At 68.4% G+C, this 12,808-nt stretch carries 13 protein-coding genes; 8 read left to right on the top strand and 5 right to left on the bottom strand.

Annotated elements, in window-relative coordinates:
* Window positions 1-24: 24 nt before the first annotated feature.
* Complete coding sequence (locus tag BO221_RS34810) at window positions 25-1,839, bottom strand: sigma 54-interacting transcriptional regulator (RefSeq protein WP_073565180.1); 1,815 nt, start codon at window positions 1,837-1,839, stop codon at window positions 25-27.
* A 363-nt stretch (window positions 1,840-2,202) separates the two neighbouring features.
* On the opposite strand from BO221_RS34810, the gene BO221_RS34805 reads away from it, so the two are divergent.
* The 3 genes from BO221_RS34805 to BO221_RS34795 all read left to right on the top strand — a co-directional run bounded on the left by BO221_RS34805 (window position 2,203) and on the right by BO221_RS34795 (window position 4,285).
* Window positions 2,203-2,832, top strand: a complete 630-nt coding sequence (locus BO221_RS34805) for a DUF2378 family protein (RefSeq protein ID WP_073565179.1) — start codon at window positions 2,203-2,205, stop codon at window positions 2,830-2,832.
* A 254-nt stretch (window positions 2,833-3,086) separates the two neighbouring features.
* Window positions 3,087-3,710 (top strand): TIGR02265 family protein, encoded by a 624-nt coding sequence (locus tag BO221_RS34800; RefSeq protein ID WP_083681818.1) that lies wholly within the window; start codon window positions 3,087-3,089, stop codon window positions 3,708-3,710.
* Window positions 3,711-3,868: 158 nt separating this feature from the next.
* Window positions 3,869-4,285, top strand: coding sequence for a hypothetical protein (locus tag BO221_RS34795; protein ID WP_083681816.1), 417 nt, complete (start codon window positions 3,869-3,871; stop codon window positions 4,283-4,285).
* A gap of 28 nt (window positions 4,286-4,313) precedes the next feature.
* On the opposite strand, the gene BO221_RS34790 is transcribed toward BO221_RS34795, so the two are convergent.
* Window positions 4,314-4,997: a hemerythrin domain-containing protein gene (locus tag BO221_RS34790; protein ID WP_083681814.1), complete on the bottom strand. Its 684-nt coding sequence runs from the start codon at window positions 4,995-4,997 to the stop codon at window positions 4,314-4,316.
* 276 nt (window positions 4,998-5,273) lie between these two features.
* Between BO221_RS34790 and BO221_RS34785 the strand changes: the two genes are divergently transcribed.
* The 3 genes from BO221_RS34785 (at window position 5,274) to BO221_RS34775 (ending at window position 8,223) form a co-directional block, all read left to right on the top strand.
* On the top strand, window positions 5,274-6,779 hold the full coding sequence (locus BO221_RS34785; RefSeq protein WP_073565177.1) for a bifunctional UDP-sugar hydrolase/5'-nucleotidase: 1,506 nt from the start codon (window positions 5,274-5,276) through the stop codon (window positions 6,777-6,779).
* Window positions 6,780-6,972: 193 nt separating this feature from the next.
* Window positions 6,973-7,512, top strand: coding sequence for a hypothetical protein (locus BO221_RS34780; RefSeq protein ID WP_073565176.1), 540 nt, complete (start codon window positions 6,973-6,975; stop codon window positions 7,510-7,512).
* A 186-nt stretch (window positions 7,513-7,698) separates the two neighbouring features.
* The gene (locus BO221_RS34775; protein ID WP_083681812.1) at window positions 7,699-8,223 is read left to right on the top strand and encodes a cupin domain-containing protein; all 525 of its coding nucleotides are present in this window, start codon (window positions 7,699-7,701) and stop codon (window positions 8,221-8,223) included.
* A gap of 122 nt (window positions 8,224-8,345) precedes the next feature.
* On the opposite strand, the gene BO221_RS34770 is transcribed toward BO221_RS34775, so the two are convergent.
* Window positions 8,346-9,062, bottom strand: a complete 717-nt coding sequence (locus BO221_RS34770; protein WP_143195866.1) for a hypothetical protein — start codon at window positions 9,060-9,062, stop codon at window positions 8,346-8,348.
* 514 nt (window positions 9,063-9,576) lie between these two features.
* Entirely contained in the window at window positions 9,577-10,059 is a 483-nt protein-coding gene (locus BO221_RS34765; RefSeq protein WP_073565174.1) for a nuclear transport factor 2 family protein, read from the bottom strand.
* 147 nt (window positions 10,060-10,206) lie between these two features.
* Between BO221_RS34765 and def the strand changes: the two genes are divergently transcribed.
* Window positions 10,207-10,725, top strand: coding sequence for a peptide deformylase (gene def, locus BO221_RS34760; RefSeq protein ID WP_073565173.1), 519 nt, complete (start codon window positions 10,207-10,209; stop codon window positions 10,723-10,725).
* A gap of 150 nt (window positions 10,726-10,875) precedes the next feature.
* On the opposite strand, the gene BO221_RS55050 is transcribed toward def, so the two are convergent.
* Window positions 10,876-11,946 (bottom strand): hypothetical protein, encoded by a 1,071-nt coding sequence (locus BO221_RS55050; protein WP_073565172.1) that lies wholly within the window; start codon window positions 11,944-11,946, stop codon window positions 10,876-10,878.
* 33 nt (window positions 11,947-11,979) lie between these two features.
* Between BO221_RS55050 and BO221_RS55045 the strand changes: the two genes are divergently transcribed.
* Complete coding sequence (locus tag BO221_RS55045; protein WP_073565171.1) at window positions 11,980-12,807, top strand: SPFH domain-containing protein; 828 nt, start codon at window positions 11,980-11,982, stop codon at window positions 12,805-12,807.
* The last annotated feature ends 1 nt before the right edge of the window (window position 12,808 follow it).

The raw sequence follows: 12,808 nt of genomic DNA, 5'->3' as shown, positions 1-12,808 counted from the left end.
CCCCTGGCCCTCGTTACCCGGCCTTCATTGCTCTTTATCGAGCAGCCCGTGGCGCCGCACCCGGCGGCCGAGCGTCACGGGGTCCATCTCCAGCGCGGCGGCGGCGCGGCGGACCACGCCCCCGTGGCGCTCGAGGGCCTCGCGGATGATTTCCTTCTCCATCTGCTCCAGCCTGTCCTTCAGCGAGCCCGCGCTGTTCACGCGCACCGTGTGGCGGGAGGAGCTCTCCGCGAGGTGGACGAGGGCGGGGGGCAGGTGGCGCCGGCTGATGAGTTCCTCTTCTCCAGAGAGCAGCACGGCGCGCTCGATGCAGTTGCGCAGCTCGCGCACGTTGCCCGGCCATTTCGCGGCCACCAGGAGCTGCTCGGCCTCCCCGGTCAGCCCGCTGGCCGAGCGCCGCAGGGTGCGGTTGAAGTGGCCGAGGAAGTAGCGGGCCAGGTCCAGGATGTCCTCGGGGCGCTCGCGCAGCGGGGGCAGGTCGATGGTGAAGCTATTGAGCCGGTAGAAGAGATCGCTCCGGAAGCGGCCGGCGCGCACCTCCTCGGCGAGGTCCCTGTTGCTGGCGGCGATGATGCGCACGTCCACCCGGCGGATCTGCGTGCCGCCCACGGGGCGCACGTCGCCGCTCTCCAGCACGCGCAGCAGCTTGGACTGGAGGTTGGGGGTGGTGTTTTCAATCTCGTCCAGGAAGATGGTGCCGCCGTCGGCGAGCACGAAGAGGCCGGGGTGGTCGGCCACGGCGCCGGTGAAGGCGCCCTTCACGTGGCCGAAGAGCTCGCTCTCCAGGAGCGTCTCGGTGAGGGCGCCGCAGTCCTGCACGACGAGGGCCTGGTTGCTGCGGCCGCTCAGCCGGTGGATGACGCGGGCGAGCACCTCCTTGCCGGTGCCCGTCTCGCCTTGCAGCAGCACGGCGACGCGGTGGGGCGCGGCCACGCGCACCATGTCCAGCACCTCGCGCATGACGGGGCTGCGGAAGCCGGGCTCCTCGGTGACGTCGGCGCCGGGGGCGGGCCGGGGGGCCTCGCGGGCGCGCTCGCGCAGCAGGTTGCGCTCCAGCTCCAGGGCCGCGCGCCGCTGCTCGGTGCGCAGGCCCAGCTCGCGGCTGGCCTGGAGCACGGCCTGCCGGAGCGCCACCGGCTCGAAGGGGGGCACGAGCGCCCTGAATATCTTCCCCTGGTTGAACAGCTCCACCAGCCGCGAGGGCACCGCGGGGGCGCAATAGAGGATGCGGGGGGACAAATCGCTGGCGGGCCCGGCGCCGGTGGGGTCCGCCTCGGCGCGCCGGGTGGCCAGGCGCTCCACGAGGGCGATGGCCCGGGCCTCGTCGCGTCCGCACACCAGCAGCGCGCTGATGTCCCCGCGGCCCAGCAGCGTGTCCAGGTCCTCGGGCGTGGGGACGAAGCGCAGCCGCACGTGTCTCTCCAGCGCCTCGCGCAGCACGCGCAGCTCCGACTCCTCGGCGTACACCGCCGCCACGTAGAGCTGGTGGTCCAGCAGGTAGCGCTTGAGCGTCACCCCGTCGGAGCCCTCGAAGCCGTGGAAGCTCACGCCCAGCGCCGTCACCGCCGCCTCGTCCCGCTCCTCCGGATCGTGCCTCCAGCGCACGATGCCCCGCACGCGGATGCGCGCGCGCGACTCCGGCAGCGTGAAGGCCATCTCCAGCTCCTGCCCCTCGCGAGGGCCCTCGGCCGGCCCTTTCGGGGTGCCTATCAACCCGATGCCCGTCTCGCTGATGTTGACGGCCCAGCACCCATGAAGGGGAGGCTGGGTGACCACCTGCACGTACAGGGGCTTGCGTTCGCTGCGCGGGAGGGTGGAGGTGTCCTGGGTGACCGTCATCTCTGATGTGCTTCCACGTCAATTCTGAAGCCGTGTGGGATTTCCAGAGAAATCAAGAAAATGCCCTTTGGTCCAGAGGGGGGGAAGGAGAGGAAGAGGGTTGCCGGGCCGTGGGGCGACGAGGCACCCTGCTTCAATTTCGAAGCAGGGAGCGGGAGGGACGGGGTGGTGGAGAGGGCTCGAGGCGTCGCACACAGTGAGAGCCATTGTAGGCGTGATGGAGCCGAGCCGGGGGAGAGGGGGCCGAAGTGTGAGGGATTGGGCAAAGGGGAGAGGGGAGGCGTCGGCCAGCGGACGGGGGTGGAGGTGGGTGAGGGGGCTGGGGGGAGGGGTGCTTAGGGTGATGACCGGAGGGGCGGAGCCATGAGCGTGAGCGCGTGCGAGGCCGAAGAGGCCGAAGTGGTGGAAGCGCAGGATTTGCGCGAGGACCTGGAGCAGCGGCTGGGGCTGGCGACGCCGGCGGACACGGTGAGGGGCACGTTCTTCCTGGGGGTGCTGGAGGAGGTGAGGGAGCTGGAGGGGGAGGAAGGGGTGCGCCAGTGCATGGAGGCGGGGGGAGAGCCGCGCTTCGTGGAGTTCTTCAACTACCCGGTGGGGGCGTGGCTGAAGGTGAGCGAGACGGCGGCGCGGGTGATGGAGCCGCGGTGTGGAAGCTGGGCGGAGGCGCAGCGGCGGTTGGGGAGGAGGGCCACGGCGGACCTGTTGAAGACGGCGGCGGGCAAGGCGCTGCTGCTGCTGTCGAAGGGGGAGCCGTGGCGGCTGCTGACGAACATGCCGTCGGCGTACCGGGCGGCGGTGAATTTTGGAGAGCGCACGGTGACGTTGGAGGGGCCCACGAGGGGGTGGGTGATGATGAAGCGCGACTTCATGCCGTGCGCCTGGCACGAGGGGGTGTTGCAGGGGGCGCTCGAGGCGATGAAGGCGCGGGGCGTGCGGGTGAGTGGCTCGAGGCTGGAGGTGCTCGACAGCGAGTACCTCGTCTCGTGGGAGTGAGCGCGGGGCGGTGACGCGCAGGATTTTCGCCTGGGGGTCGAGCGGTACCGCGCAGGGTTTGCGCCCCGGGAAGCCAGGAGTGTGCCGGACTTGGGCCTGTGGGTGAGGGGACCCTGTACCGCGGGACGAGCGAGTGTGGAGCGGTGGACGGAAGAGGTGCGCGGAGGGGGTAGCGGCATGGCCGGTGCACCCCTGGGTCGCGCGTGACGCCGAGAGGTCATCACGGACTTCCTCACAGCATCGGGGTACGGCCAATGAGCATGCAGGCGGTGGCGCTACTGGACACGCCGGGCGGGAGCGATTGGGAGCGGGACCTGGCGTGGAGGATGGAGCGGACGAGGCCGGGGGACACGGCGCGCGGGGTGATGTTCAAGGGCACGCTGGAGGCGGTGCGAGGGCTGGGGGACGGGGCGGCGGTGCGCAGCTGCCTGGAGGCGAGTGGCGAGGAGCGCTTCGTGGATGCCTTCAACTACCCCATGCATTCATTGCTGAGGATGCTGGGGTGCGCGGCGAGGCAGTTGGCGCCGAGGTATGGGGGAGGGGAGGAGGCGCTGAAGGAGTTGGGGAGGAGGACGAAGGCGGACTACCTGTGTTCGCCGTTGGGGAGGGTGGTGAAGGTGCTGACGCATGGGAGTCCGAGGCGGATGATGGAGAGTGCGCCGGACATCCATCGGCAGACGATGAGCTTCGGGACGTGGTCGGTGGAGTGGACGGGGCCGAGCAGTGGGCGGGTGGTGAGCCGGGGAGACTTCCTGCCGGTGGCGTGTCAGGAGGGGGAGTTGGAGGGTTTGCTGAGGGCGACGGGGGGGAAGAGGGCGTGGGTGAAGCGCGAGTGGGTGGACGGATTGGACGGAGGGTTCGCATTCGCCTGGGAGTAGGCTGAGCCCCAGCCCCAAGAACCCACGAGTACCCCCCAAGAACCCCCAAGAACCCCAGGTACAACACAGAGCACCAACCCCTCTCCCCCCGGGAGAGGGACGGGGTGAGGGTATCCGGGCCTGGGGTTCCCCCGGAGAGGGCCAGGAGAGAATCGGACATGAACCCGGAGACAGCGAGCGACGAGGAGTTCCTCTCCGCGGTGGAGTCCGCGCAGTGGCCGGGGGAGCACTTCGGTCACCGGGAGCACGTGAGGCTCGCCTGGCTGTACCTGCGCCGGCACGGACCGGCGGAAGGCTACGAGCGGATCCGCGGCACCATCCAGAGGTACGCGACGGCGCTGGGAGCGCCGGGCAAGTACCACGAGACGGTGACGCGGGCGTGGAGCGCGCACGTGTACCGTGCGTTGAAGGAGACGCCGGAGCTGGAGCCCTTCAGCGCGTTCCAGGAAGCGCACCCGGGACTGAGGGATAGCAAGCTCCTGTCACACCACTACCGCAAGGAGACGCTGGATGCGGAGGGGGCGCGGCGGGAGTGGGTGGCCCCGGACGTCTCGCCGCTGCCCGCGTTCCCCTAGCGTCAGCTCAAGGGCTCACATCAAGGGCTCACATCAAGTAGGACGACTCGGTGGCCATGTCCTGGACGGAGCCATCGCCCTCGCGAGGGAGGTCGCGCGAGACGTCGCGGCGCTTGGAGCGCTTGCCGGCGCGAGGAGCGGGAGAAGGCGAGAGCCCTTCTGCCTTGCGGCGAGCGGCGCGCAGGGCGTCCTTGCCCATGTCGAGCACGGCGGACACGGCGCCGGCGACGAGGTTGCCGGGCGGGGTATCCGGGGCGCGGGGATGGGGCCGGGTGGGAGCGGCGCGTTTGGCGAGCATCAAGGCCTCGGCCATGTCGCGGAGCTCTTGAGGGCTGAAGGCCTTGCGCACCTGGGGGAAGAGGGTGCGTTCCTCTTCGGTGACGTGGGTGCGGATGTTCTCGATGAGGACCTTCACCTTGGCGTCGAAGCGCTCGGCCTCTGGGGGGAGGTTCTCCAGCTCCTTGAGGAGCCACTTGGCGACGTGGTGTTCCTCGAGGGCCTCGAGGACCTGGTCCTCGAGGGTGGTGGCCCGGGTGCGAATCGAGGGATAGAGGATCTGCTCCTCGATGAGGGCGTGGATGGCGAGCTCGCGGACGATCTGATCCACGAGCTTGCGCTTGAGCTTCTTGGCGTTGCGGCCGGCCTGTTCGAACTTGCGGAAGAGCGTCTCCACTGTCTTGTGGTCCGCCTTCAAGAGCGCGATGGCATCCATTCCCATCCCTTCCTTGGTTGGACTGTCCCGCTCGGAAGGGTGGCGATGGTGCGGGCTTCGTGCCGGGAGGGAGTCGTCCCATCCGCCCTGGCAGGCCGGAGGGCAGGCGGGCACCTTCCGGGCGCGGTCCGTACGAACTTGTCCAACAGTTGGACAAGTTGCGCGAGACCGCGCCCGGGAGGGTGTCCGCCGTGCGCCGGCCAGGGGCCATCGGGGTGCACGGCTTGACGTTCCGAGGACCGGGGTGTGAAGGGATGGAGCAGGAGCCCCCCGCACATGAACAAGCCCTTCGCCCTTCTCACGAGCCTGTTGTTGCTTCCCGCCTGCCAGACGACGCGTACGGTGACGCTGGTGGGGATGACGGACTACCACTCGCACGCGGTGCCCTTCTATTCGGAGGGTGAGCCGGGACAGGGGGGCGTGGCGAGGGCGTTGGCGTACCTCCGGGAGGCGAAGACGAATCCGGACACGCTGGTGGTGTCGGGAGGGGACACGGTGAACAAGGGCGTGCCCACGTGGAGTGACGAGTACGGGTGCGTGGAGTGGCCGTGGTTCAACGGTGTCCTGGACGTGATGGCGCTGGGCAACCACGACCTGGACTACGGGGCGGAGGCCTTCGAGCGGTGCCGGGCGAGCGTGAGCTACCCGGTGCTCTGCGCCAACCTGGTGGGGGCGGACGGAGCGCCGTACCTCCAGGTGGAGGGGAAACCCTACGTGGTGCGTGAGGTGGGGGGCGTGCGGGTGGGCTTCTTCGCGGTAGCGGGGCCGGACATGCAGCGCCTGGTGAAGGCGGAGAACCTGCCGGCGGGGACGCGGTGGACGGACGCGACGGAGGCGGCCCGGGCGGTGGTGGAGGCGCTGCGCACGGAGGAGCACGTGGACGCGGTGGTGCTGCTCGGGCACCAGCTGCGCGAGGACGACGAGGCGCTGGCGCGGGCGGTGCCGGGCATCGACGTCATCATGGGCTCGCACTCGCACCAGAAGACGGAGCTGGGCCTGCTGCCGGGGACGCGCACCTGGTACCTGGCTCCGTACCAGTACCTCGCCTACCTCTCCGAGGTACGGCTGCGTTTCCAGGGCGGGAAGCTGGAGCGGGTGGAGGGCGGGCTGGTGAAGATGGACGGCACGAAGCGGGAGGAGCCGGAGACGGCGGCGGAGGTGGGGCGGCTGCAGCGGGCGCTGGTGGCGAAGCATCCGGAGCGCTTCGAGGTGCTGGGCCATCTAAACAGGCCGTTGCGGGACGAGGGCCTCACGACGGGCCAGGCGGAGGTGGGCACCTGGGCGGCGGAGGTATGGCGGCGGGCGGCGGGGGTGCACGCCTTCTTCGCGCTGTCGGCGAGCTTCCGGGGTGGGCTGCCCGCGGGGGAGGTGACGGTGGAGGACTTCCTGGGGGCGATTCCGTACCGCAACCAGCTGGTGACGGCGGAGCTGACGGGGGCGCAGCTGGCGGACTGGGTGGCCCTGAGCGAGTCCAAGCGGGGGACGGACAGCTACAGCCAGCGCAGTGGCATCCGGTACGAGGTGGAGGACGGGCGGCCGGTGCGTCTGCGGGTGCTGAAGGAGCCCTCCCACCCCGAGGCGGGGGACGAGCCGGTGAAGCCGGAGGCGGTGTACCGGGTGGGGACGCTGGACTTCCAGGCCTTCGTGGCCGGCGGCTACAAGGAAGCGCTGTCTGTGGCGGGCAACGTGCGTCGCACGGAGCTGAATGCACACACATTGCTCATGGACGCACTGCGCGGGGGCGCCACGGCGTCAGGGATTGAGCAGCCACACGGCAAATAATTGATTGCCATGTAATTATCGTCGCAATGTGTGGCGCGGTGGTAGGGATTGCACAACCCCGCGGCAAATAATTGATTGCGGTGGAATTCTCGAACCAGGCGCCGTGCCGTCTCGCGGAGGGCGGGCGCTTGAGGGAGAATCGCGCTGTCTCGTGTTTGAGTAATGCTCGCGAGAGCCAACTTAAGGAGTGGTCATGACGCGCAACGCATCCGCAGGTCATGTCGAGGTGTACGGGAAGAGCGTACAGGCGCTGATCAACGCCATGGAGTTCCTCAAGCTCAAGGCGCAGCGGGTGCTGGCCTCGCACGGCATCGAGCCGTTGGACCCGGAGAAGTGGTACCCGATGCCGAGTGTCCTCGACAGCTTCGATGACATCCTCAAGCAGGTGGGGCCCAACACCACGCGGGCCATTGGCCGGGCGGTGCCCAAGAGCGCCGTTTTCCCTCCGGGAATCGACTCGTTCGGCTCGGCGCTCAACTCGCTGGACGTGGCCTACCGGATGAACCACCGCGGCAAGGGCGACATCGGCAGCTACCGCTTCTTCCCCGAGGCCGAGCGCTCCGCCCGCATGGTGGCCGACAACCCGTACCCCTGCGAGTTCGACCAGGGAATCATGGAAGCCCTCTACGACCGCTTCCAGCCCAAGGGCTCCATCCGCCTGCGCATCGACCACGACCCCGCCAGCTGCCGTGGCAAGGGGGGCCGCTCCTGCACCTATCACCTCAAATGGTGAACCGGACCCGGTAGGTCAGACAGGCCAATGGTAGACAGACGGAGACAATGGTAGACAGACATCGCTCACGGTGAGAGCGAAAAAGGAGACTTCCGGTTTGTTTTTCGCGCCCCACGCTGAATTTGCATAGACATTGGATTCAGGGGGTGGCATAAATCTTTGCGAACAACGAAACCGGGAGTGCCCATGTTCCGCCACGCTCACCTCAACCGCATGCTGGTCCTTGGCGTTGTCGCTCTGGCGGGTCTGATGACGGCTTGCGGTGGCGAGCTTCCCCAGGGTGGCGAGGCGGAGCTGGCGAGCGCGGAGGCGGAGCTCGGTGGGGGTTCGTCCCGTCCGAAGGCGATGATCGTCTACCCGCTCAAGGGCAAGGTGCGCGACGACGGCTTCGTGAACCTGGGCTCGCCGGAGAACCTGGGTGGCCGGGTGCTCGAGGGCAACCCGAAGATCTACGCCCGCATCGACTACTCCAGGGGCCCCGTGGCGGCCGGCCTCTTCAAGGCGACGAAGGGCAAGATCCGCATCACCTTCCCCTTCACGGAGCACGCCACCATCCTCGAGGGCGAGGTGACGCTGACGGACGAGGCGGGCAACACCCACAAGTACAAGGCCGGGGACAGCTACTTCATCCGCCAGGGCCAGGTCATCCTGTGGGAGGTGAAGGGCAAGGAGGTCATCAAGTCGTTCTTCAACACCGTCGAGGCCGAGTAGGACCCCCGGGAGGCCGGGCGGGACGTGCCGCCAGCGGCCGTTGAAGCAACGAAGGGTGCGCAAGGCTCACACACCCGGACGACGTACAGCGGTACCGCGAGCGCTCAGCGAGCGGGGCTGGCCTACAGGGCCGGCTGGGAAGTGACAGCGGGCTGCGGACGCCACTCGGGCTTGACCGCGGGACGCTGAGATTCGGGCTGGAAGCCGTCGAACATGGAGTGGAAGGCCGCATACACGCGGTCCACCAGCGCGATGGCCTCGGCGCGCAGCTCCGGGGTGAGCTCCATGCCCAGAAGCATCGACTCCATCTGCTCCTCGAAGACCTCGTGCTGCTCCTCGGCCTCCATGTGGTGGTTGGAGAAGTACTTGAGGCTCTGGCCCTGGCTGAGCGTCTGGGGGAGGTTGGCGGTGCGGCTGAAGAAGGCGTGGCTGGTGGACTCCAGCGTCAGCACCAGGATGATGCGCAGCCGGTCGTCCAGCGGGCGCATGGCCTCGGCGAGGATGGCGTAGCTGGCGTCCCGGGTGGCCTCGTGGGTGCGGCCCCACGGCTCGGTGAGGTTGAAGGGCCGGCCCATCAGCTGCGCGGCGTCCTCGAAGAACCAGTGGTCGTGCCCGCGCTCCTCCTGCCGGTGACGCAGCATGAGCATGGCCAGCTCCGGGTCCTGCATCCGCTGGGCGTTGAGCCGCAGCACGTCCTGGAAGCTCATCACCCAGAAGGCCAGCCGCGGAGCGAACGCCAGCACCTGCTCCAGGGGCCCGTCCTGCTGCAGTCCGTCGAAGACGTGGTGCTCGGCGAAACGGTTCTGACGCTCGGTGATGTGGTTCAGCACTGCCCTCATGATGCCCTCCCGCACTCCCTGTGGAGTGCTCCTTCACGAGACCGTTGATGTGACGGGGCCGGAGTGGATCGCCTCGAAGGATTCATTCCCTGGCATCCTCGACTCCTGCATCCAGAGCGGAAATCTTTCACTTCGTTTCATCCGCATCCGGCCCGCGTGAACTCACGCAGGTAAAGCAATACAAATTCTCAGCGGCAAATACAAATGGAATGTTGCTGCTGAAATCTTGCATTTTTGTTCGTCATTGAAGGCCGCGGAAGTGTGGCGTTGATACATCTTTCCACGCGAGGGGCGCGCGGCTGGGCGGTCTGTGGGACGATGGCGGACGGAGGGGGAGACGCGGGATTTTCAGAGGGGAAATGCCGCGTGGGAGGGGTGGGGAGCGACCCTGGTGGGTGGCGTCTGACCGGCCCTGGGGGGCCCGCTGCGAGAGGCGGGCGCCCGGTGTGTGGTTCTTCCAGGGCAGAAGACTTGTCTGGCTCTGGAAGGAAGATGAGAGGAATTGCGGAAAGACTTACGCTCCCTCGATTCCACGCTCTTTCATGTATTTGTCGAGCGAGCGGCGGGCCTGGGCCTGGACCTTGTTGCGGAGGAAGGGGGACCAGCCGAGCAGGAGGCCGGCGGGGCCGATGGCCTGGCGGGCCCAGGTCCAGAAGGGGAAGTGGTCGGTCTGGCGGAGGATCTTCCCGTCCTTGAACTCGAAGGTGGAGGAGACGCGGTTGAGGACCTTCTTGCCGGACATGCTGAAGGTGTAGCGGGCCTCCCAGCGGGCGTGGCCGGTGCGGTCATCGGCCTGGGCGTCGACGAGGGTGAGCTCGAGGTCGGTGCCGCGCTCGCAGAGCATGCGCCACATGGAGGTGACGCGGGGGCCGCGCAGGCCGGGGAAGGCGGGGTCGGAGAACTCGGCGTCGGGGTGGTAGTAGGAGGCCATGGCGTCGCCGTCGCGGCGGGCGAAGGCGGCGTAGAAGTCGGTGAGGCGCTGGGCGTTGGGGTGCATACGGGGGGTGTAGCAGACCCGTACCCGCGGCGCTCGGGGGTGGGGGAGTCGGGGTTGAGACAGGTGGGTGAGAGTCGGGGGTGGCGAGCGGGCGGGCCCGGTGTAGAAGGGCGGTTCACTCGCTCGAGCAGGGAGAAGAGAAACGGAATGGCACGGGACATCGTCATCTGGCCGAACAAGGTCCTCAACACGCCGACGAAGCCGGTGACGGACTTCGGAGACACCCTCACGAAGCTGCTGGACGAGATGTTCGCGTCGATGAAGGAGGCGGAGGGGATTGGGATCGCGGCGAACCAGATTGGAGTGTCGCAGCGGTGCTCGTGGGTGGGGAGGGAGGACGGGACGTTCTTCGAGATCATCAACCCGCAGATTCTGGAGAAATCGGGGCCGGTGACGCTGGAGGAGGGGTGCCTGTCGGTGCCGGAGCAGTACGAGAAGACGCCGCGGTTCCACAAGGTGAAGGTGAAGTACCAGGACCGGGTGGGGGAGTGGCACGAGCTGGAGGCGGAGGGGAGGCTGGCGCACGTGCTGCAGCACGAGATCGACCACCTGGATGGTCACGTCTTCGTGGAGCACCTGTCGAACCTGAAGAGGAGCCTCATCCTGGAGAAGATGAAGAAGCTGCAGAAGGCGCTGAGCCGGCGCAAGGAAGCGAAGAAGGAGTAGCGCCAGCAGTGCCGAGCCAGGTCCACGGACCAGCGAACCCACACCGGCGAACCCACACCAGTGAACCCACTCCCTCGCCCTCCGGGAGAGGGTCGGGGTGAGGGTATCCGGGCCCTGAGCTGAACCCCACTCGGACCCCTCACTCCGCGCTCACCCCGCGGAGCTGTTGAGGCTGGTGCGCAGCGCTGTCCGGGTGGAGGCGAACAAACGGTCGGAGAGGGCGACATATCGCTCGTGGTCCTGACCCTCGAAGGACATGTCATTCCAGGAGCCCATGCCGCCGAAGACATCGGAGGCGGCGGCGCAGAGGGCGAGCTGGATGGCGGGAGTGGGCAGCCCGTTGAGGAGGAGCAGCTCGACGAGGTCCTCGAGGGGTTGGGGCTCGAGGGAGAGCCGGAGCAGGGCGCGGCGGAAGTGCTTCTCCCACGAGCGGAGCGAGTGGGCGTGGGCGAACGCCTGGACGGCCTCGATGGAGGCGGCGAGCTCCGCGCGAGCGGAGTCGAGGTCGCGCTCGAGGTCGGACTCGAAGCCGGGCCCGGCGTAGAGGAACTCGAAGGAGAGGCTGGAGGAGGCGGGGGAGGGGGAGAAGAAGGAGTTCCAGGTCTCGACGTCGGCGGAGTCGGGCCCCGCGTCACCGGAGGCGGCGTACTCCACGTCGGAGCCGGAGGACATGAATCGGGGGATGACGTCCTGGAGGTCATCGGGCGAGAGGGAGGCGATATGGCCTTCCAGCGCCTCGGGGGCCACGGCGAGCTCGGTGGCGAGCACCTCGAAGAGGGCGGAGGGGTCGTGGCGGCCCAGGATGAAGGCATGGAGCTGGGGGCCGGAGATCTCGTAGGTGGGGGGCTGGATTTCGCGGGGGACGAAGCGCTCGAGGCGTTGACCATCCGAGTAGACGAGGAAACCCAGGCCGCCGCTGTCGATGGCCTCGTGGATGTCCTCGGGGAGGCCCTGGAGGGAGGAGTCGGAGGAGGGGCCCTTGGGGAAGGGGGCGAGCCAGAGGCGGGCGGAGGGAGCGGGGCGGTTCTCCAGCCACTCCTCGAAGGAGACGTGCTCGCCGCCGACGTCGACGAAGGTGACGCGGGAGTCGAAGGGGCTGTGGGGGCGGAGTCGGAGTCCGAGGAGCTCCTCGACGGCATCCCAGCGGGCCTTGGCGGGCTCCCGGAGGGCGCGGTTGCCGGTGGTGACGAGGACCGCGGTGCAGATGTCGATAGGACGCATGGTGAACAGGCTACACCAGGGGGAGAGGGGGGGATGGCCCTGGCGCGGGGGGCGCTGGGCGTGCTGGAGTCTGGCTCCCCTGCCTGGAGCCAATCCGACGTGGAACTGCCCATCCTGCTAGCGATTGCTGGAGTCGCGGCCGCCTGTGTGGCGTGTGCCGTGGTGTTGCTGACGAGCTACCGCCGGGTGGGCCCGGGAGAGGCCTTGCTCATCGAGAAGGCAGGGGGCCCGACGCGGGTGAGTTTCGGGAGCGGGCTGGTGTTGCCGATGGTGCAACGGGGAGAGGTATTGGACCTGTCGGTGCGCAAGGTGGTGGTGGAGCGGAGGGGGAAGCAGGGGTTGTCGTGCCGGGACGGCATCCGGGTGGACATGAGGGGAACGTTCCTGGTGAAGGTGGAGCGGGAGGAGGGGGCGGTGCTGCGGGTGGCGAGGGAGGTGGGGTGCGCGAGGGCGAACCGGCCGGAGGAGGTGCAGGCGCTGTTGGAGGAGCGATTCGCGTGCGGGCTGGCGAACGCGGCGAGCACGTTCAACTTCGATGAGCTGCTGGCGGACCGGAGCCTCTTCATCGACCACGTGATGATGGAGGTGGGGGACGAGCTGTTGGGCTTCAAGCTGGAGCGGATGTCGCTGGGGAGGCTGGAGCAGACGCCGCTGGACCAGTTGGATCCGACGAACGTGGTGGATGCGCAGGGGATCCTGAAGCTGACGGAGCGGACGACGCGGCTGGCGCTGGAGACGAGCGGGCAGCTGAGGCAGCAGCGGGAGGTGGATCAGCTGCCGTGGGAGGCGCCGAGGAGGGAGGAGGCGGCGGAGTTGGAGGGGGAAGTGGAGCGGGTGTTGGCGGACCGGGCGAGGGGCTGAG

Origin of the sequence: Archangium sp. Cb G35 (genome assembly GCF_001896145.1) — a bacterium.
Taxonomy (GTDB): Bacteria; Myxococcota; Myxococcia; order Myxococcales; family Myxococcaceae; genus Archangium; species Archangium violaceum.
This window is presented reverse-complemented; position numbering and strand designations above follow the sequence as displayed.

Coding starts and splice junctions, on each gene's coding strand:
- BO221_RS34810 (WP_073565180.1), bottom strand. CDS start 1,839: ATGACGGTCACCCAGGACACCTCCACCCTCCCGCGCAGCGAACGCAAG.
- BO221_RS34805 (WP_073565179.1), top strand. CDS start 2,203: ATGAGCGTGAGCGCGTGCGAGGCCGAAGAGGCCGAAGTGGTGGAAGCG.
- BO221_RS34800 (WP_083681818.1), top strand. CDS start 3,087: ATGAGCATGCAGGCGGTGGCGCTACTGGACACGCCGGGCGGGAGCGAT.
- BO221_RS34795 (WP_083681816.1), top strand. CDS start 3,869: ATGAACCCGGAGACAGCGAGCGACGAGGAGTTCCTCTCCGCGGTGGAG.
- BO221_RS34790 (WP_083681814.1), bottom strand. CDS start 4,997: ATGGATGCCATCGCGCTCTTGAAGGCGGACCACAAGACAGTGGAGACG.
- BO221_RS34785 (WP_073565177.1), top strand. CDS start 5,274: ATGAACAAGCCCTTCGCCCTTCTCACGAGCCTGTTGTTGCTTCCCGCC.
- BO221_RS34780 (WP_073565176.1), top strand. CDS start 6,973: ATGACGCGCAACGCATCCGCAGGTCATGTCGAGGTGTACGGGAAGAGC.
- BO221_RS34775 (WP_083681812.1), top strand. CDS start 7,699: ATGTTCCGCCACGCTCACCTCAACCGCATGCTGGTCCTTGGCGTTGTC.
- BO221_RS34770 (WP_143195866.1), bottom strand. CDS start 9,062: ATGAGGGCAGTGCTGAACCACATCACCGAGCGTCAGAACCGTTTCGCC.
- BO221_RS34765 (WP_073565174.1), bottom strand. CDS start 10,059: ATGCACCCCAACGCCCAGCGCCTCACCGACTTCTACGCCGCCTTCGCC.
- def (WP_073565173.1), top strand. CDS start 10,207: ATGGCACGGGACATCGTCATCTGGCCGAACAAGGTCCTCAACACGCCG.
- BO221_RS55050 (WP_073565172.1), bottom strand. CDS start 11,946: ATGCGTCCTATCGACATCTGCACCGCGGTCCTCGTCACCACCGGCAAC.
- BO221_RS55045 (WP_073565171.1), top strand. CDS start 11,980: ATGGCCCTGGCGCGGGGGGCGCTGGGCGTGCTGGAGTCTGGCTCCCCT.